Genomic DNA, 17,805 nt, shown 5'->3' with positions numbered 1-17,805 from the left:
AGCATTGCCCGCTAAAATAAACTAAATAGTCTAATTTTCCTTAAACCCGCGTTAAGCCGCGATTTTTCGTTAAGCTGAATTAAGCTTTTCCGGGGAGAACCCCGTTATGGATCCGCTGCACAGCATTGCCGTCACGCTTTTTTTGTTTGTCCTGACTTTTTTCAATCCCGGGGCAAATCTGTTTATTGTGGTGCAGACCACACTGAGTTCCGGACAAAAAGCGGGGCTGACCTGCGGTTACGGCGTGGTGCTGGGCAATGCGATTTACTCGGGGCTGGGATTATTCGGGCTGGTGAAGGTGTAGGTCAGCCCCGCACGGTGGCTGTAAACTGAGGTATCACTGTTTTGTGTTGTTCCGCTGAGGTTGTTGGTGGTTTTCAGTGAGGAATCATCATAACGGCCGCTTAAAATCAGGCTCCATTGCTGCCAGCGCAGATGATCCTGCATATAAACACCATAGCGCTGGTAAGTTTGTCCGGTAGAGGTGGATAATGTCATGTGCGGCGTAAACTGCGGGCGGTAGTGAGAACCGTACGGATCAAATGTTACCGTTTGCGAGCCTGACCAGTCCTTATCCAGCTTACCGGTCTGAAGATCAAAGCCGGTCAGAATTTCATGGGATACCGGGCCGGTGAGGGTTTTGTAAATCAGCTGATTATCCGCCGCCAGGGTTCTGGCCCGGGACGGGGAATCCTGATACACCGCAGTCAGCAGACGTCCGTCCTGCACAAATCCCCGCGTAAAATCACGGCGGATATACGTTTTCACATCCGCATAGCGGAGGTTCTGTTTCAGTGTCAGTGAATCCGATACCTGCCAGCTGACCAGCGAAGTAATGGATTGCTGTGTCCGGCCCGATTTTTCATGATCAGGATTACTGTAGTTGCGGTGCCTGTCAAGACAGCAGCCAGGAATCAATTTGTGCACCCCAGATCCCGCTGTTACCCGCGACCCGCAGGCTGTCGAGATAATAATCCGCATCAAACCCGCGCATTTTCGAAAAATCAATGCTATTGCCGAAGCCCCCGAATTTTTCACTGGCCACCCCGGCGCTGTAGCGCAGCGCTTTGCTGAGGGACTCAGCCGGCAGGGTATCGAGCTGATCACGGCGGATCACTGATACAAACTGCGGCGTTTCCGCCAGTGCGGCGGAGCCTTTTGTTGCCGAGGACTGACGCAGGGCACCATAACCGTGCGGCTCATAATGAACATCATCCGCAGCGGTGACATACACCACATCGTCCGGTTCCGCTGAAACAGACGGAGCAGACAGCAAAGAGGCAGAAAAAACAGATGTAATAACGACAGGGTAAGAACTCAGTAATCGGCGCATGAGGGTTTTTCTCAGTTGATCAGAACAGCGGCAGTACATACATTGACCGACCATCAGTCGATAATGGTGGTAATTGTTTTCATTTGCATTTAAAAAATCAGGATGGAAGGGACACAAAATTTCGCTATAGTGGGGCGGATTCCATCACCCAACGGACCGGGAAATGACAAAAAATACACTGAATAACACAGAACAGTCTGCACAGAGCGGTATAAAAATCTATCTGAGAAACGGGCTGTATTTTGTGCTGTTTTTAATGGCAGTACAGTTACTGACCACACTGACCGGTGGGGGATTAACTGCGCTGGGTATTGAGCCGCGTACGGTTAACGGGCTGTTCGGTATTTTCCTTGCGCCTTTTATTCACAGCAGTTGGGGGCATTTATTCAGTAACCTGCCACCGCTGTTAATTCTCAGTGTGTTACTGATGATCCCGTCAGTGAAACATTATATTAAGGCGTCCCTGTTTATTATTATCGTCGGCGGATTACTGGTCTGGTTATTCGGGCGGACGGCCGTACATGTCGGGGCGAGCGGCTGGATATTCGGTCTGTGGGCGTTACTGATTTATCAGGGGATTTTCCGCCGCAAACCACTGGATATTATTATCGGCATTGTGGTGCTGATTTATTACGGCGGCATGATCAGCGGACTGTTTCCGGGACAGCAATTCGTCTCAGTTGAATCCCATCTGAGCGGTGCCGCCGCCGGGGTTTTATTCGGCTGGCTGCAATACCGCAAGCAGAAACAGAATAACAAACCGGTATAACACTCTGCCGGGTGATAACACCCGGCATCATAATCTGTCAGCCGCGGATGCGGGATGTCAGACCTTTCAGGAAATAACGCAGCAGCTGATCACCGCAGTCGCGGTAATTTTTATGATCCGGATTGCGGAACAGAGCGCTGATTTCCGGTTTTGACACCCGGAAGTCGGCACGCTGAAAAATATCAGCCATATCCGTATCCTTCAGTTCAAACGCAACGCGCAATTTTTTCAGGATAATATTGTTGGTCAGACGGGCATCTACCGCCGGTACCGGGCGGCTTTCATCTTTGCCGCGGCGGAAAATAATCAGTCCGTTGAGAAAATGACCGGTCACATTATCATCACAAAGCTGATAATCCGCTTCATCTTCTTTTTTCAGCCAGTCGCTCATCTGCGCTTTGGTGACAGTTAATCCGGCAAGTCCGGTGATTTCGGCCATTTTTGCGTCACTCAGATCCAGCATGTAGCGGACACTGCGCAGAACATAGTTATTCAGCATAAACAGGGGTTATCCATGGAAGGAGTTATAAACCCTGCAATACTAGTGATTATCCGTCCGCATTTCAATGAAATCCGCTGGTTGGAAGTGGATTAATGGCGGTGATATAGTAGGTTTTTCCGTTCAGTCATGAGGTTACTATGTCATTGTCCCGCGCGTTTGCCACCACACTGCTTGCTGCTGCCTGCTCCGCTTATGCTGCCGACCCGGCAGATCTGATGATAACGGACGGCACTGTGCTGACCATGAACCCGGAAAATACGGTGTTTGAACACGGTACCGTGGTGGTCAGTGACGGAAAAATTGTCGCCGTCGGCGGCCCTGAGCTGACAGCGAAATATCAGGCAAAGAAAGTGCTGGATGTAAAAGGCGATATTGTCATGCCGGGGCTGATAAACACCCACACTCACGGCTCAATGACGGTTTTCCGCTCTCTCGGGGATGATGTGCCGGATCGTCTGCACCGCTATATTTTCCCGCTGGAAAATAAACTGGTTTCCCGCGATATGGTGCGCACCGGTGCCAATCTGGCCAATATCGAAATGATTAAAGGCGGCGTGACCACCTATGCGGATATGTATTATTTCGAAGATGAGGTTGCGAAGACCGTAGATAAGGCGGGTTTACGCGCCGTGCTGGGTGAGACCATCATTAATTTCCCGGTTGCGGATGCACAGACGCCGGAAGAAGGGATCGCGTATGCGGTACGCTTTATCAATGAATACAAAGATCATCCGCGCATCACACCTGCATTCGCCCCGCATGCCCCGTATACCAATACCACTGAAAACTTACAGAAAATCGCGGCACTGTCTGAAGAGCTGAATGTACCGGTGATGATCCATCTGGCGGAAACGGATCGCGAAAAAGAAGAGATAGCCAAACGCACCGGCGGGAAAAGCCCGGTACAGTATATGGCGGATATCGGCGCGCTGAATAACCGCCTGCTGGCGGCACATGTCATTATGGCCGATGATAATGACCTGGATCTGCTGAAAAAATATGATGTCGGGGTGGCACACAATATCAGTGCCAATACGAAATCCGCCAAAGGTGTGGCACCGGTCACGCAAATGCTGGAAAAAGGGATCCGCACCGGTCTCGGTACCGACGGGCCGATGTTCTCCAATACATTAACCACCATGAATGAACTCAATCTGGTCGGTAAAATCCATAAACTGGAAACCAAAAACCGCGCGGCCATGCCGCCGCTGACCGTGGTTGAAATGGCGACCAAGGGATCGGCCCGTGCACTGCATATGGATGATAAAATCGGCTCGCTGGAAACCGGAAAACTGGCAGATATCATTGTGGTGGATACCAAAGCACCTAATATGGTGCCGGTGTATAGTCCGTATGCCGCCCTGGTTTATGGCGCAAACGGCGCCAATGTCCGTCATACCATTGTTGACGGTGTGATCCTGATGGAAGACCGGCAGTTACTGACCGTCAATGAAAATGAAATTATTCAGGATGCACAGCGTTTTGCGGAAAAAGTCCGTGAAACCGTGCGCGCTTCAGGGGAAGAGGTGAAATGACAGAAAAACTCAAATGTGCGCTGATTTATGATTTTGACGGCACCCTGGCTGAAGGTGATTGTCCGGAACACGGGCTGATGCCCGCATTGGGTATCAGTGACACGAAAGCATTCTGGCGGGAAGTGAAGCGGTTTGCCAAAGCAGATGACGGCGACGAAATCCTCTCCTATATGGGATTACTGGCCGCCAAGGCCGCGAATAAAAAGTCAGAGGAACTGAGTATTGAAAACCTGAAGAAACACGGTGCGACGATTCCGTTGTTTCCCGGGGTGACAGAGTGGTTCACCCGGATCAATGCCTGGGCCCATGAGCAGGGGCTGGACCCGGAACACTATATTCTGTCCAGCGGACTGGACGGTATGATTCGTGGTACGGCTATCGGCCATGAATTCCGCGATATTTTTGCCTGTAAATATCACTATTCCGCTGACGGAAAAACAGCACAGTGGCCCGCTCAGGCTATCAACTACACCACCAAAACACAGTTTTTATTCCGGATAAACAAGGGAATACATAACTCGTGGGATAATGTGGCGGTTAATCATTTTATCGAGCAGGAAGAACGCGCTGTGCAGTTCCGCCATATGATCTATTTCGGTGATGGTGATACCGATATCCCGGCCATGAAGATGGTGCGTTATCAGGGCGGTTTCTCACTGGCGGTGTTTGATCAGAAGAAATGGGGCAACCCGGAAACACAGAACAAGGTCGGCAAGCTGATCGCAGAAGAGCGGGCAAATTATGTGGTACCCGCAAACTATGAGGAAGGCAGCCAGCTGGATGTGACCGTAAAAGGACTGTTACAGCTGTTCCGCCGTAAGCGCTGATATCTGCAAACCCTTATTGGTGACACTGTCACATAAAATACGGGTATTACATGTCCGTTCAGAATATTTTTGCCCGGTCACCGTCCGTAGCCTGTCAATTGGTGTACCATAACGACAGATACTATTCAGAATAAGAAATGTATGGAGAAAGTATGAAATACCAAAATGTGACTGACACGCCCGGTGAGAATTCCTATTTCCTCGTTTTTAATCTGACAGATACCCCGCAAACGCGGGAGACGGTTGTTACGCTGTGTAATAACCTGTCCGGTATTCTGCGCAGCATCCGTAACCGCTTTCCGAAACTGGAAGTCAGTTGTGTGATGGGCTTCGGGGCGGATGCGTGGCAAAAACTGTTTCCGGATGCGGGCAAACCCCGTGAACTGAATACTTTTGAAGCAATTAAGGGACCGCGCTTTACCGCCGTATCCACCCCCGGTGATATCTTCTTTCATATCCGCGCCCTGAATGTGTCCGCCTGTTACGAGCTGGGCTCAATTATCAGCCGTGCTCTGAGCGGTGCAGTGACCTGTGAGGATGAAGTTCACGGTTTCCGTTATATGGACGGACGCGCAATTATCGGCTTTGTCGACGGGACAGAAAACCCGGAATTTGAGGATGAGCGCAAAGAGTATGCGGTTATCGGCGACGAAGATCCGGGATTTGCCGGCGGCAGCTATGCCTTTGTGCAGAAATACATTCACGATATGGATGCCTGGCAGAGCCTGAGCACCGAAGATCAGGAAAAAGTCATTGGCCGTCATAAATTCAATGATGTCGAACTGACCGATGAGCAGAAAATCCCCGGCTCCCACAATGTGGTGACCAATATTCAGGACGAAGAGGGCAATGACCTGAAAATAGTCCGCGCCAATATGCCGTTCTCCAACCCGGCCAAAAATGAGCACGGCACCTATTTTATCGGCTACGCCCGTTATTTCTCCACCACCCGCAGAATGCTGGAAAATATGTTTGCCGGAAAAGAAACCGGTGCCACCGATGAATTACTGAAATTCAGTACCGCCGTGACCGGTACACTGTTCTTTATTCCGTCACCGGCCATGCTGGATGATGTTGAATAACTGACCTGATCCGGGAGATCGCTCCCGGATCACTTTTCCCGTCTGTTGTTTCCGCGTTTTTTATTGGTATTTCCCCGTTGTCTGCGGTAAAGTTTCCGGCTTTTTTCCGGCATGGCAAACAGCGGAGGCATTATGTTTATTGGTTTTGATTACGGAACATCCAACTGCTCAGTGGCAGTGATGAAAGAGGGCACTCCGGTGTTATTACCGCTGGAGGGGGATAATGTCTATATTCCGTCCACCCTGTGTGCACCGACACGCGAATCCGTCTCCGAACACTTATTCCGTCACCGCGATATTCTGCCGTCGGATAATACCGGCGAACAGTTATTACGCCGCTCTATCGCCTTTAACCGCGAAGAAAGTATTGAGCTGGTGCCGGAGGATATTTTGTTCGGTCAGGCCGCGCTGGAACTCTATCTTAATGATCCGCGTGACGTGTATTACGTCAAATCCCCGAAATCCTTTCTCGGTGCTTCCGGGCTGCATGATGTGCAAATCAGCTTCTTTGAGGATCTGGTCTGCGCCATGATGGCGAATATCAAATCTCAGGCAGAGCGTTCAACACAGGAAACTATCACCGAAACGGTGATCGGCAGACCGGTTAACTTCCACGGACTGGGCGGCGAAACCGCCAATCAGCAGGCGGAGGCCATTCTTCTGCGGGCGGCAAAACGTGCCGGTTTTCAGCAGATTACCTTTCAGTTTGAACCGGTGGCGGCCGGGCTGGAATATGAGTCGGTACTGAATACGGATCAGACGGTGCTGGTGGTGGATATCGGCGGCGGTACCACCGACTGCTCACTCATCCGCATGGGGCCGGGTTACCGGGGTCAGGCCGATCGCACCGGCAGTCTGCTGGCACACAGCGGGCAGCGGGTCGGCGGAAACGATCTTGATATCTATCTGGCCTTTAAACAGCTGATGCCGCTGTTCGGGATGAACAGCCGCGCGGCTTCCGGTATCGAAATGCCGCTGATGCAATTCTGGAACCCGATCGCCATTAATAATGTGGAAGCACAGAAAGAGTTCTACTCCCGTCAGAATCTCACACTGTTACAGCAACTGAAGCGGGATGCGGCAGAGCCGGAAAAACTGCTGCGTCTGCTGGAAGTGTATAACCAGAGCCTGGGTTACAGCATTGTCCGCCGGGCGGAAGAGGCAAAAATCGCGCTTTCCGCCTCACCGGAATACCGTGCGGCAATCCGCCTGCTCAGTGAAACGCTGGAGACAGACATCAGTGCGGCGGAGATGGAAGAATCGATTTCCTCCCCGAAAGATAAAATGATTTCCCTGGTGAATGATGCAGTGCAGCAGGGCGGCGCAACGCCGGATGCTATCTTTATCACCGGCGGATCAGGCCGGTCGCCGGTGTTATGCCGCGCGATTGAGGCACAATTACCGGGTATTCCGGTGGTCAGAGGAAACGATTTCGGCTCGGTAACCGCCGGTCTGGCACGCTGGGGCGAAATTTGTTTTAAATAAACTTGCAACAGACCGGTCGGTCTATTAAAGTATTGTCATGAACAAACACACTGAACATGATACCCGCGAACATCTTCTGGCTACCGGCGAACGCCTGTGTCTTCAGCGCGGCTTTACCGGCATGGGGCTGAGTGAGCTGCTGAAAACGGCCGGGGTGCCGAAGGGCTCGTTTTATCACTATTTTCGCTCCAAGGAATTATTCGGCGTAGCTCTGCTGGAACGCTATTACGAAGATTACCTGGAACGCCTGACCGGTCATTTTGAGCACGGCCCCGGGAATTACCGTGATCGCTTTCTCGCGTATTACGGCGATATTCTGAAAAATGCCTGTCAGCACAGCCGTATTCAGGGCTGTCTGACGGTCAAATTATCCGCCGAAGTGTGTGATTTATCGGAAGATATGAATGCCGCGATGGATAAGGGCGTCAGTAAAGTGATCGCACTGCTGGCGCAAACCCTGGAAAACGGACGAAAAGAAAATTCGCTGATGTTTCAGGGCGATGCGCAGCACGCCGCACAGGTATTTTATTCATTATGGCTGGGGGCAAATTTGCAGGCAAAAATTTCCCGCAGTACCGCGCCGCTGGAAAGTGCACTGGCGCATGTTGAAACACTGATTACCGCGCCTGAGTAATTTTTTCGCAGGCGTTTTTATTTATCTGAAAACTAGTCGACTGGTCTAATCCGGAGATACTATGTCACAACAACCATTGTCACAGAAAAAACTGTTTACCCCGCTGAAAGTAGGCGCCTTTACCGCACCGAACCGCGTATTTATGGCGCCGCTGACCCGGCTGCGCAGTATCGAACCCGGCGATATCCCGACCCCGCTGATGGGTGAATATTACCGCCAGCGTGCCGGTGCAGGGCTGATTATCTCGGAAGCCACTCAGATTTCGGCACAGGCCAAAGGCTATGCCGGTGCGCCGGGTCTGCACAGCCCGGAACAGATTGCGGCCTGGAAAAAAATCACGGCCGGTGTGCATGACGCAGGCGGCCACATTGCTGTCCAGTTGTGGCATACAGGGCGGATTTCTCATAACAGCATTCAGCCGGGACAACAGGCACCGGTAGCGCCGTCTGCGATCAGTGCCGGTACCCGCACCTCACTGCGTGATGAAAACGGTCATGCTATCCGTGTTGATACTTCCATGCCGCGTGCGCTGGAAACCAGTGAAATCCCGGGGATTGTGAATGATTTCCGTCAGGCGGTAGCTAATGCCCGCGAGGCCGGGTTTGATATGGCAGAGCTGCATTCCGCTCACGGTTATCTGCTGCACCAGTTCTTATCACCGGATGCCAACCACCGTACCGATCAGTACGGCGGCAGCCGCGAAAACCGCGCCCGTCTGGTGCTGGAAGTGGTGGATGCAGTCTGTGCAGAGTGGGGACCGGAACACATCGGGATCCGTGTGTCACCAATCGGTTCTTTCCAGAATATGAGCAACGGCCCGGATGAAGAGGCGGATGCCCTGTATCTGATTGAGGAACTGAATAAACGCAATATCGCCTATCTGCATATGTCTGAACCGGACTGGGCAGGCGGCAAGCCGTACAGCGAAGATTTCCGTCGTAAGGTTCGTTCTCTGTTCCGTGGTGTGATTATCGGTGCCGGGGCTTATACCCCGGAAAAAGCAGAAGATCTGATTGAAAAAGGGCTGATTGATGCGGTGGCATTTGGCCGTGATTATATCGCCAACCCGGATCTGGCCGCGCGTCTGGCGAAAAAAGTACCGCTGAACCCGCAGCGTCCGGAATCCTTCTACGGCGGTGGTGCCGAAGGGTATACCGATTATCCGTTTATGTCATAAAAACATTAATCCGGCGGCAGAAAACAGCCGCCGGGTTATTTTTACGGACGGATAATCGTATGTGCATACACTGTACTGTAACCATCCATCTCTATTTTGCGGAATTCCACATCAAAGACTTCATTTAATAAAGAGGATTCCAGCAGTGCGGCGGATGAACCGAAATAGCGCAGTTGTCCCTGTGATAACACAATAACCGATTCAAAATAGCGGAATACCATATCCAGCTCGTGCAGACACACCACCACCAGTTTTTCTTTTCCCTGTGCCGTTAAATCTTCAATCAGCTGCATGCGGTGTTTTATATCCAGCGCCGCACCCGGTTCATCGGCAAATATCACCGGCGGATCACACATCAGTGCCATTGCGGTCAGTACCCGGCTTTTTTCCCCGCCTGATAATATATGCCAGTGTTTATCCAGTAACGGCTGTAATTCATATTTGCGGCAGGCGGCTTCTTTTGCGGCTTTCGGGTCAGATGCCCGCTCTGCGGCCAGTGAAATTAATTCCTCTGTGCGCTGATCCCAGCAGGGATTAAAACTCTGCGGAATAAGACCGATTTTCTGCATCCGCGCCGCTCCCTTATAACGGCTGATATTTTTCCCGCCCAGGGTAACGGCGCTGAATACCTCCGGGTCAAGCCCGGATAAGGCCTTTATCAGGGTGGATTTACCGGAGCCGTTCGGGCCGATAAGGGCAATGCTGCCTCTGGCGGGTAAATGCAGGAAATCAACCGTCAGTATTGTTTTATCCTGTTTACGGACGTTCAGTTTATTCACTGTGATCATGATTTTCTCACCCGTTTCGCCAGCAGATAAATAAAGAAAGGGCCGCCGATAAAGGCGGTGATCAGCCCGAGCGGTATTTCCCCCGGCGGCAGCAGGCTGCGTGATAATGCATCGGAGAACATCACCAGTGCCGCACCAATAACAGCGGAGGCGGGCAGTACATATTTATGACGGGCACCGACCTGCCAGCGGGCAATATGCGGGGCAATCAGCCCGATAAAACCAACAACGCCGCCGAGTGAAACGGCAATTGCCACAATGGCGGATCCGGCAATTAAGGCCAGCACGGTAAACCGTTCAACGGATAAACCGAAACTCATGGCCATTGTTCTGTCCAGTCCCATTAAATCCAGCCCGTCAGATAACAGATAAACGGATAATAAAATGGCGGCCAGGGTTAATATCAGGCTGATGATCAGACCTTCTCCGGACGGAGTTTGTATTCCGCCCAGAATCCAGCTTAATACCACCTGGAGGCTGGTACTTTCATCGGATAATGCCATCATCATAAACGAACGGGCGGCATTTAATACCGCACTGACCGCCACCCCGGTTAATAACAATGTGGCGGTATCCAGTGAACCGGCAATCCGGGAGACAGATAACACAATAAATATCGCCGCCAGTGCGCCGCTGAAGGCAAACAGCGGCAGCGATACCGCCAGCGGTAATCCGAGCGGCACTAATAATGCCACTGTTCCGCCGATCGCGGCACCGCCGGAGGATCCTAATAACCACGGCTCTGCCAGCGGATTGCGGAATACTCCCTGAAAAATGGCACCGCTTAATCCCAGTAATGCGCCGGTAAATCCGGCGGTAATCACACGCGGTAAACGCCATTCTGTTAATAAGCGGGATGTCAAATCATCACTGTAAAACAGGGCGCTTACCACCTTCAGCGGACTTTCCCATGTATGTCCCGCACAGGCGGAGAAAATAAATGCGGCGAAGAAAATGAGTAACAGACTGACTATTTTCACTGTCTCAGGCTCCATTGCTCAAAGATGTCAGACATATATTCAATGCCATCAATAATCCGCGGGCCGGGAATAAGCACATACGCACTTTTGACCGGATAAATATCATTATTTTTAACAGCTTTCATTTGTGACCAGCCGGGAAGTGTCAGTAAATCCCGGATTTTGTCTCCGGAAATGGTGTACAAAATAATATCCGGGTCGGCGGCGATAACCGCTTCCGGAGATACCTGTTTCAGCGCCGGTCCGGCCTGTTTATATTCCTCCAGCGCCAGGGTTCCGCCCGCTTTTAAAATGGAATCGGCGGTGTAACCCGGTGTTTTTTTATACACCTGCGGCCTGGCAACCAGTAATAACCCGTTACTGACCTGACCGGTGATCATAATGACCCTTGGTGCGCGGTAACCTGCGGGCTTTTGCTGAACATTGTGCAGCCGCTGTTCTATTTCTGCCGCCACCTGTTCGCCTTTTTCCGTTGTTTTGGTGACCTGTGCCACCAGACGGATATTATGAATAATTTCCTCAATACTGTTTCCCTCCAGCACCAGCACAGGAATGCCGAATTTACGCAGCGGTGTTAATAACTGATGCGTGGCCTGGCGGGCAGGGGTCATAATCACCAGATCCGGTTTCTGTTCAATGATCCGCTCAAGGGAAAACCCGAGGCGGCCGCCGATTAACGGTTTATTTTTGATTTCATCCGGGAAATAGGTGTAGGCATCAATACCGGCGATATTGTCAGCCAGTCCGAGGATCGCCACAATTTCGGTATTTGATGAAAAGATAGTCACAATACGCTGCGGTTTTTCGTTCAGCGTGACCGGCGCAGATAATTGCGCCATCATACTGAAAGCAGGCAGAGCACGGCACAGGGCCATGCTCAGAGTGATAATTATAATCAGGACTTTCATTATTGCCGGTTAAAAACGGTATGTCACACCGGCAATAAATGACCGGCCCGGCATAGAGGTTCCCAGACTGCCGTTGGATTTTGACGGCAGCATAATATACGGGTCTTCATCCAGGGCAAAAAATACCGGATGCTCGTTTTTATCCAGAATATTGTCTATCCGTCCGTACAGCGTCAGTGACTGGCTGATATCCACATCCGCCTGAAGATTCCAGACCATAAACGGCGCTTTGCGCATCACATAAGAAGAATAAGGGCGGACATCCGGGATAATTCCTTCCTCTGTTTTATACCACATCGGTCCGCGCAGAATTCCCTGTAACTGGAGGCTCCACGGATAACGGGCATTGGTAAAATAGAGCTCGTTAATAAACGCCGCCTGATACTGATACATGCGCTGAACTTTATTACTGTTATTAGTTGCGGTTATTTTGGCGCCTTTATCTTCCATATCGAAATTCCAGCTGCCGTTTAAACGCATGACCCAATCCCAGTCTGTCTGCCAGTCAAATACACGGTTAACGGTGGCACGGCTGTTAATTTCCAGCCCGCGTACCACAATATCATCGTCGCTGTTGGCGTACTGATAGACATTCGGTGCCAGAACGTTGGTCTGTATTCTGTTCTGAATCGTATTTTGGAACAGGGCAATATCGACGGAATTCAGGGAATCACCAAGTGTCGCGCCCACTTCAAACTGACGGTTACTTTCCGCTTTCAGGGAACTGTTGCCCAGATATTGCGTACCGGACAGCGTAATATAATCCGCGCCCAACTGTGTGGCGGTCGGCGCACGGTAGCCGGTGGCGACAGAGGATTTCAGGTTCAGCCAGTCATTGACCTGATAGTTGGTACCGAGACTCCAGGTTAACTTATTATATGAGGCACTGCCGGTGAACTGATTATCCAGGTTCGGTGTTTTATCGAAATTGGTTTTCCCGTAGGTATAACGCATCCCGCCGCGGATTATCCAGCTGTCATCAAATAAACTCTGCCGGTCATCGAAATAAACGGCATACTGATTTTCAGTCTGGTTATTATCATACGGCGCGGATTGTTTCAGCGGGTTGCCGCTGACACTGACCTGATCCCGTTCTGAACGCAGACGGCTGTATTCGTAATCCACCCCTAATAACAGATCGTTCTGCTCATGGAGTTTAATCACCGGCTGGAATTTCACGCCGTAAATATCCAGTTGGCGGCGGTTATGATCACTGCGGGTTTTTGCGGTTAACGGTGATGCCCAACGGAAATTATCCACATCCTGCACAAAATAGGCGTGGCTGTTCATTCTGAAAATACTGTCGTCAGTGCCGTTTTTCCAGACCACATCCGCTGAACGGTTATAACGGGTATCTTTGGCGTAAATATTCCCGGTTGATCCCCGGAAACCGCCGTCATAAATACCGTCAGTCCGCAGTGACACATCGAGCAGGTTACTTTCGTTGATCTGCCAGCCTAAATTACCGCTTAAACCAAAGCGTTCCCAGTTGGTATTTTCCTGTTTGTGGCCGCCTTTCCCTGAATGGTAATCATCGCGGCGTCCGGCTTCAAACCCGACATAGCCGTAAATATCGCCGTCATCATTCTGAAAACCATAGCCGCCGTAAGTCTGTGCCAGTCCCCAGGATCCGGTTTCTGCTGAGATTTTCCCGCCTTCGTCGGTTAATCCGTTTTTCAGGAAAATATTAATCACGCCGCCCATCGCCTGGGAGCCGTAAATAACCGAAGAAGGGCCCCGGATAACTTCAATCCGGCTGACATCTTTCGGTGATAATTTGGATAAGTTCGCGGTTCCTGCCCGGCGGCCGTTAACTAATACCAGCACCTGTCCGGCAAAATCTTTTCCCTGACCATCCGTTGCAGCACCGCGGATATTAATGGATGTCTGCCCGGGACTCCATTCACTGAAAAAGCCGACGCTGTTCTGTGCCAGTAATTCGGTCAGACTTTCCGCCCGTGAGCGTTCAATCTGGTCGCTGTCGATAACCTGGGTGGTAACGGTGGATTTTCGCTGCTGTTCTTCACGCCCTGAAGCGGTGACGATTAGTGTGTCACTGTCCGGATCCTGTTTTGCGGTATTTTCCGCCCCGGCGGAGAATTGTGAATATGACAGGATCAGTGAAACCAGTGCCAGTTTCCTGCTGTTTATTTTCATTGTTAAAAACTCATTTTTATATAATGCCTGATCAAAACACCGGCTGTTACCGGTGAATTTCCCTGAAACAACTTTTCTGAAACAAATAACATCAAGTGTTAATGCGATCCGTTTTCATCTTAAGAAAACAGGAAAGGCTAAGTCACTAAAAAATATGACTAAAAGTTCGAAACGGGAAAGCGGTCAAGGTAATTGAAAATAAACCGTTATAATCACATGGGTGAATTATAAAAAAGGTGAGCAGATGTTGAAAATATGCTGCGTTGTTAAAAAGTCGGCGGCACCGGTAGCGTTGCCGCTTTTCCGGATTGGCGGTTTAATTCTCTGTTGCGCCAGAAGATTTACGGTCCCGGTTATCAGTGCGTTGTGTTCCTTACCGTCTAGTGTCTGAACAGGGTAAGAGAGTGTTCACCGCCGGGACAGCAGATATATCTGATAAGAGGTTAACTATCCTTAACTTGATTTTGCGCCATAACGGCGAATAATGGGGCGGGTAAAATTCACAGATACACGCAGTTGTTTATTCCCCGGGGTTTCTTCATGGTCAGTGGTTTATTTATCGGCATCCTGTTCGGCGGATTGCTCCAGTCAGGTCAGTTCTGTTTTGTTTCCGGATTCAGAAACATTCTTTACCAGCGAAATACCCGGTTTCTTACCGCACTGCTGATTGCGGTCACTATTCAGTCCGCAGGTTTCTTTGCTCTGGAATCCGCCGGATTATTACATATACCGGAAGGAAATCTGCCAATCACCGCAACACTTGCCGGTGGTCTTTTATTTGGTGCGGGCATGGTACTGGCCGGTTGTTGCGGCAGCGGCGCATGGTTTCGTTCCGGTGAAGGATTAACCGGTACCTGGATTGCCTTATTTGCCTTTGTTGTTACCATGGCGACCGCTCAGAAAGGCAGCCTGAAACATTGGTTTGAACCCTTATTACAGCATCCCGCACAGCCGGATACGATTTATAAAACACTGGATATCTCTCCGTGGTTTCTGGTCGCGTTTTTAATTATTCTCACCGCCGGATTACTGATTTATCAGCATTATCATCCCCGTTATACGCCACCTTCACAGGGACGCTTTAATTATCTGCCGCTGAATATTACCGGTATGCTGATCGGTATTCTCGGGATTATTGCCTGGGTTTTCAGTGCTGAGGCCGGACGTAATTTTGGCTATGGCGTTGCTGTTCCTTCCGGCAATGTTATTCAGTATCTGATCACCGGACAGCAGCGTTATTTTAACTGGGGAACCTTATTTGTTATCGGTATTTTCGCCGGTTCAATGATAAGTGCGGTTATCCGCAAAGAATTCAGATTAAGACTTCCGCCTGATGGTATTACCGTCGTTAAACGCCTGACCGGCGGGATTGTTATGGGAGCAGGGGCAACACTGGCAGGCGGCTGTACCGTCACGAATTCCCTTGTGGCAACCGCTTATTTCTCCTGGCAGGGATGGATTTCCACATTCATGATTATGGCTGGTGTTTGGATCACCAGTTATTTTTTCCGTTCAGGGCAATGTCGTTTATAGGATCACATATGAAAACAAAATCACTCTTTCTTCTGATACCGTTATTACTCTCAGGTTGTGACCAGACGGTGGTAAAAGAGATCGGCATTGAAGAATTGTCGGAGAACCTGAACAATCCGGAATACATTATTATCGATACCCGGCCGGACAGTTTATATTTCGGTTTTAAAGATAAAGGCGCGGCCCGCGGCGGCCATATTAAAGGTGCGATGCAGTTTACTACCGGCTGGCTGGATTTTATCGATGAGAATAAATTTGATACGTTTGTCGAAGAAAAGGGGATTTCCAAAGAAAAAACCCTGGTATTTTACGACAGTGACCCGGATTCACTGGAACGTATTACTGCTGAATTTGCTGCCAAAGGTTTTCAGGTCAGGGCATTTAAATCCTTTATCCAGTACAGCAATTCTGATCTGCCGATGGATAAATACCCGAATTACTTTCTGAGTGTTTCTCCCGCCTGGGTTCAGGCCGCACTGAACGGTGAAAAACCGGAAAGTTATACCAGTGATCAAAAACCGGTGATATTTGAAGTGTCGTGGGGGGATGCGGAGCAATCAAAATCCTATGCAACGCATATTAAAGGTGCTTTCCATTTTAATACCGACTGGATAGAAAATGCGCCGGTCTGGAATTTATCCGAACCTGACGTTATCAAAAATAATCTGCTGAAAAACGGGATCCGCAAAGATACCCCGGTTGTCGTCTATTCTGAAAATCAGATGGCAGCATTGCGGGTATTATGGGCACTGAAATGGGCGGGTGTTGAGGATGTCCGTTTCCTGAACGGCGGTTTAAATGTCTGGACTGATGCGGAATTACCAACGGAAACCACCCTGAATATTCCGGTACCGGTTGCGGATTTTGGTGCGGAAATTCCGGTTAATCCGCAGGTCACTATTGCCATGCCGGCAGAAGCCATACAGGGTCAGAAATCCGGCCTTAAACTTATCAGCAACCGGACATGGGATGAACATACCGGCAAAATCTCCGGTTATGACTATATTCCGCGCAAAGGTGAACCGGCCGGGGCAATATGGGGATTCGGCGGTAAAAATTCGAATGATATGTCCGATTACTATGACCCGGACGGCACATTACGTAATCCGGAAGAGATTTTTGCTTTATGGAAAACGCAGGGTATTGAACCGACAGACCAGGTCGCGTTTTACTGTGGTACCGGCTGGCGGGCAAGTGTTTCCTGGTTTATGACCCAACTGGCGGGCTGGGAAAACAGCCGGATTTATGACGGCGGCTGGAATGCCTGGCAGATGGATCCGACATTACCGGTATTAAATAATATTCAGAGCCAAAAACCGGCAGCACTGAATGATTATGGTGAAATAATCAAAAAACCGGGACAATCCTGTAAAAGCTGATTTAACTGAAACACCGGTTTCCGCAGAAATAACGGAAGCCGGTATTATTGGTTATTTACCATGGGCCTTCCGGCCAGATGCTGTCTGTTTTTTTGGCAGCATCATCATCCAGTGAATCGAGATATAAATTCTCAACCTCGGTACGGGCCCAGGGAGTGCGGCGGAGAAATTTCAGACTTGATTTTACACTGGGGTCATTCTTAAAACAGTTAATATTGATTAACTTACCCAGCTTTGCCCAGCCATATTTTGCAACCAGTGCATTAACCTGCATTTCGAGAGTAACGCCATGCAGCGGATCGTTGGATTTGTGGGCTGTCATGAATGAATATCCTGTTATTTTGCCTGAGCCGGGAAGAATACCGCAAACGCCGGAGTATGACAATTATCCCTCCGGCAGACTCATTCCGTATTACTTCAGGATCTGCATTCTTCCGTTAGTCACCTTACCTTCACTGACTAATTTTCCGGCAGTATCGAATTGTTTAACTGAGCCGGTAAGGGCACCGTTTTCCATTGTACCTTGTATATAGACCCCATTACTGGCGGAGTCGTGATAATATTTGAACGGGCCATATAACCGTCCGTCACGGACAGTTACTACTGACAAAAACCACCATTACCGTTAAAGATGGCATATTTAATTGGGGTAGTGACGTGTATCAGAGTGCCGGCGCCCATGAATATCATTTAACATAATATACGTTATGCGAACC

General features: G+C 50.0%; 17 protein-coding genes and 1 pseudogene. 10 read left to right on the top strand and 8 right to left on the bottom strand.

The features are described from left to right. Positions 1 to 106: 106 nt before the first annotated feature. A pseudogene (locus tag X965_RS04270) lies at positions 107 to 295 on the top strand (LysE family transporter); the annotation flags it as partial. Here the strand turns inward: X965_RS04270 and X965_RS04265 are convergent. Together X965_RS04265 and X965_RS04260 are read right to left on the bottom strand one after the other, a co-directional pair. Continuing rightward, the gene (locus X965_RS04265; protein ID WP_036417198.1) at positions 265 to 927 is read right to left on the bottom strand and encodes a TonB-dependent receptor; all 663 of its coding nucleotides are present in this window, start codon (positions 925 to 927) and stop codon (positions 265 to 267) included. The pseudogene X965_RS04270 and the gene X965_RS04265 sit on opposite strands and share 31 nt — an antisense overlap. Continuing rightward, on the bottom strand, positions 896 to 1,333 hold the full coding sequence (locus tag X965_RS04260) for a TonB-dependent receptor plug domain-containing protein (protein ID WP_036417196.1): 438 nt from the start codon (positions 1,331 to 1,333) through the stop codon (positions 896 to 898). The genes X965_RS04265 and X965_RS04260 overlap by 32 nt, the downstream gene beginning before the upstream one ends. 163 nt (positions 1,334 to 1,496) lie before the next feature. On the opposite strand from X965_RS04260, the gene X965_RS04255 reads away from it, so the two are divergent. Continuing rightward, positions 1,497 to 2,102 carry a rhomboid family intramembrane serine protease gene (locus X965_RS04255; RefSeq protein WP_004239338.1) on the top strand — a complete coding sequence of 202 codons (606 nt, stop codon included), beginning with the start codon at positions 1,497 to 1,499 and terminating at the stop codon, positions 2,100 to 2,102. A 37-nt stretch (positions 2,103 to 2,139) separates the two neighbouring features. Here the strand turns inward: X965_RS04255 and X965_RS04250 are convergent, their stop codons facing one another. Continuing rightward, entirely contained in the window at positions 2,140 to 2,601 is a 462-nt protein-coding gene (locus X965_RS04250; RefSeq protein WP_004237586.1) for a DUF1456 family protein, read from the bottom strand. Positions 2,602 to 2,741: 140 nt separating this feature from the next. On the opposite strand from X965_RS04250, the gene X965_RS04245 reads away from it, so the two are divergent. From X965_RS04245 to X965_RS04220, 6 genes are all read left to right on the top strand, one after another. Next, positions 2,742 to 4,139 (top strand): amidohydrolase, encoded by a 1,398-nt coding sequence (locus tag X965_RS04245; RefSeq protein ID WP_036417193.1) that lies wholly within the window; start codon positions 2,742 to 2,744, stop codon positions 4,137 to 4,139. Beyond that, positions 4,136 to 4,966 (top strand): haloacid dehalogenase-like hydrolase, encoded by an 831-nt coding sequence (locus X965_RS04240; RefSeq protein ID WP_004237584.1) that lies wholly within the window; start codon positions 4,136 to 4,138, stop codon positions 4,964 to 4,966. The genes X965_RS04245 and X965_RS04240 overlap by 4 nt, the downstream gene beginning before the upstream one ends. 152 nt (positions 4,967 to 5,118) lie before the next feature. Beyond that, a complete protein-coding gene (locus tag X965_RS04235; RefSeq protein WP_004237582.1) occupies positions 5,119 to 6,048 on the top strand; it encodes a Dyp-type peroxidase in 930 nt (309 codons plus the stop codon). Between the two features lie 132 nt (positions 6,049 to 6,180). Continuing rightward, on the top strand, positions 6,181 to 7,533 hold the full coding sequence (gene yegD / locus X965_RS04230; RefSeq protein WP_015422706.1) for a molecular chaperone: 1,353 nt from the start codon (positions 6,181 to 6,183) through the stop codon (positions 7,531 to 7,533). Between the two features lie 37 nt (positions 7,534 to 7,570). Further along, complete coding sequence (locus X965_RS04225; protein ID WP_036417191.1) at positions 7,571 to 8,167, top strand: TetR/AcrR family transcriptional regulator; 597 nt, start codon at positions 7,571 to 7,573, stop codon at positions 8,165 to 8,167. Between the two features lie 76 nt (positions 8,168 to 8,243). Beyond that, the gene (locus X965_RS04220; RefSeq protein WP_036417189.1) at positions 8,244 to 9,344 is read left to right on the top strand and encodes an alkene reductase; all 1,101 of its coding nucleotides are present in this window, start codon (positions 8,244 to 8,246) and stop codon (positions 9,342 to 9,344) included. A 41-nt stretch (positions 9,345 to 9,385) separates the two neighbouring features. Here X965_RS04220 and X965_RS04215 read toward each other — a convergent pair whose 3' ends face one another. Genes X965_RS04215 through X965_RS04200 form a run of 4 tightly spaced genes read right to left on the bottom strand, consistent with a single transcriptional unit; the run spans position 9,386 to position 14,177 of the window. Then, complete coding sequence (locus X965_RS04215; protein WP_036417187.1) at positions 9,386 to 10,132, bottom strand: ABC transporter ATP-binding protein; 747 nt, start codon at positions 10,130 to 10,132, stop codon at positions 9,386 to 9,388. Beyond that, positions 10,129 to 11,112, bottom strand: a complete 984-nt coding sequence (locus X965_RS04210) for an iron ABC transporter permease (protein WP_015422705.1) — start codon at positions 11,110 to 11,112, stop codon at positions 10,129 to 10,131. Before X965_RS04210 ends, X965_RS04215 begins: the two co-directional genes overlap by 4 nt. Further along, positions 11,109 to 12,020 carry an ABC transporter substrate-binding protein gene (locus X965_RS04205; protein ID WP_036417185.1) on the bottom strand — a complete coding sequence of 304 codons (912 nt, stop codon included), beginning with the start codon at positions 12,018 to 12,020 and terminating at the stop codon, positions 11,109 to 11,111. The genes X965_RS04210 and X965_RS04205 overlap by 4 nt, the downstream gene beginning before the upstream one ends. Positions 12,021 to 12,029: 9 nt before the next feature. Further along, positions 12,030 to 14,177, bottom strand: coding sequence for a TonB-dependent siderophore receptor (locus X965_RS04200; RefSeq protein WP_036417183.1), 2,148 nt, complete (start codon positions 14,175 to 14,177; stop codon positions 12,030 to 12,032). Positions 14,178 to 14,717: 540 nt separating this feature from the next. Here X965_RS04200 and X965_RS04195 point away from each other — a divergent pair. Together X965_RS04195 and X965_RS04190 are read left to right on the top strand one after the other, a co-directional pair. After that, complete coding sequence (locus X965_RS04195) at positions 14,718 to 15,710, top strand: YeeE/YedE family protein (protein ID WP_004237572.1); 993 nt, start codon at positions 14,718 to 14,720, stop codon at positions 15,708 to 15,710. An 8-nt stretch (positions 15,711 to 15,718) separates the two neighbouring features. Then, on the top strand, positions 15,719 to 17,089 hold the full coding sequence (locus X965_RS04190) for a rhodanese-like domain-containing protein (protein WP_004237571.1): 1,371 nt from the start codon (positions 15,719 to 15,721) through the stop codon (positions 17,087 to 17,089). Positions 17,090 to 17,144: 55 nt separating this feature from the next. Here X965_RS04190 and X965_RS04185 read toward each other — a convergent pair whose 3' ends face one another. Further along, on the bottom strand, positions 17,145 to 17,411 hold the full coding sequence (locus X965_RS04185) for a VF530 family DNA-binding protein (protein ID WP_036417181.1): 267 nt from the start codon (positions 17,409 to 17,411) through the stop codon (positions 17,145 to 17,147). Between the last annotated feature and the right edge of the window lie 394 nt (positions 17,412 to 17,805).

This window comes from Morganella sp. EGD-HP17 (assembly GCF_000512315.2).
Lineage (GTDB): Bacteria > Pseudomonadota > Gammaproteobacteria > Enterobacterales > Enterobacteriaceae > Morganella > Morganella morganii.
The sequence above is the reverse complement of the archived record's forward strand: the minus strand, read 5'-3'. Positions and strand labels throughout refer to the sequence as shown.

Coding starts and splice junctions, on each gene's coding strand:
- X965_RS04235 (WP_004237582.1), top strand. CDS start 5,119: ATGAAATACCAAAATGTGACTGACACGCCCGGTGAGAATTCCTATTTC.
- X965_RS04225 (WP_036417191.1), top strand. CDS start 7,571: ATGAACAAACACACTGAACATGATACCCGCGAACATCTTCTGGCTACC.
- X965_RS04195 (WP_004237572.1), top strand. CDS start 14,718: ATGGTCAGTGGTTTATTTATCGGCATCCTGTTCGGCGGATTGCTCCAG.
- X965_RS04185 (WP_036417181.1), bottom strand. CDS start 17,411: ATGACAGCCCACAAATCCAACGATCCGCTGCATGGCGTTACTCTCGAA.
- X965_RS04200 (WP_036417183.1), bottom strand. CDS start 14,177: ATGAAAATAAACAGCAGGAAACTGGCACTGGTTTCACTGATCCTGTCA.
- X965_RS04245 (WP_036417193.1), top strand. CDS start 2,742: ATGTCATTGTCCCGCGCGTTTGCCACCACACTGCTTGCTGCTGCCTGC.
- X965_RS04240 (WP_004237584.1), top strand. CDS start 4,136: ATGACAGAAAAACTCAAATGTGCGCTGATTTATGATTTTGACGGCACC.
- yegD (WP_015422706.1), top strand. CDS start 6,181: ATGTTTATTGGTTTTGATTACGGAACATCCAACTGCTCAGTGGCAGTG.
- X965_RS04190 (WP_004237571.1), top strand. CDS start 15,719: ATGAAAACAAAATCACTCTTTCTTCTGATACCGTTATTACTCTCAGGT.
- X965_RS04215 (WP_036417187.1), bottom strand. CDS start 10,132: ATGATCACAGTGAATAAACTGAACGTCCGTAAACAGGATAAAACAATA.
- X965_RS04250 (WP_004237586.1), bottom strand. CDS start 2,601: ATGCTGAATAACTATGTTCTGCGCAGTGTCCGCTACATGCTGGATCTG.
- X965_RS04205 (WP_036417185.1), bottom strand. CDS start 12,020: ATGAAAGTCCTGATTATAATTATCACTCTGAGCATGGCCCTGTGCCGT.
- X965_RS04260 (WP_036417196.1), bottom strand. CDS start 1,333: ATGCGCCGATTACTGAGTTCTTACCCTGTCGTTATTACATCTGTTTTT.
- X965_RS04255 (WP_004239338.1), top strand. CDS start 1,497: ATGACAAAAAATACACTGAATAACACAGAACAGTCTGCACAGAGCGGT.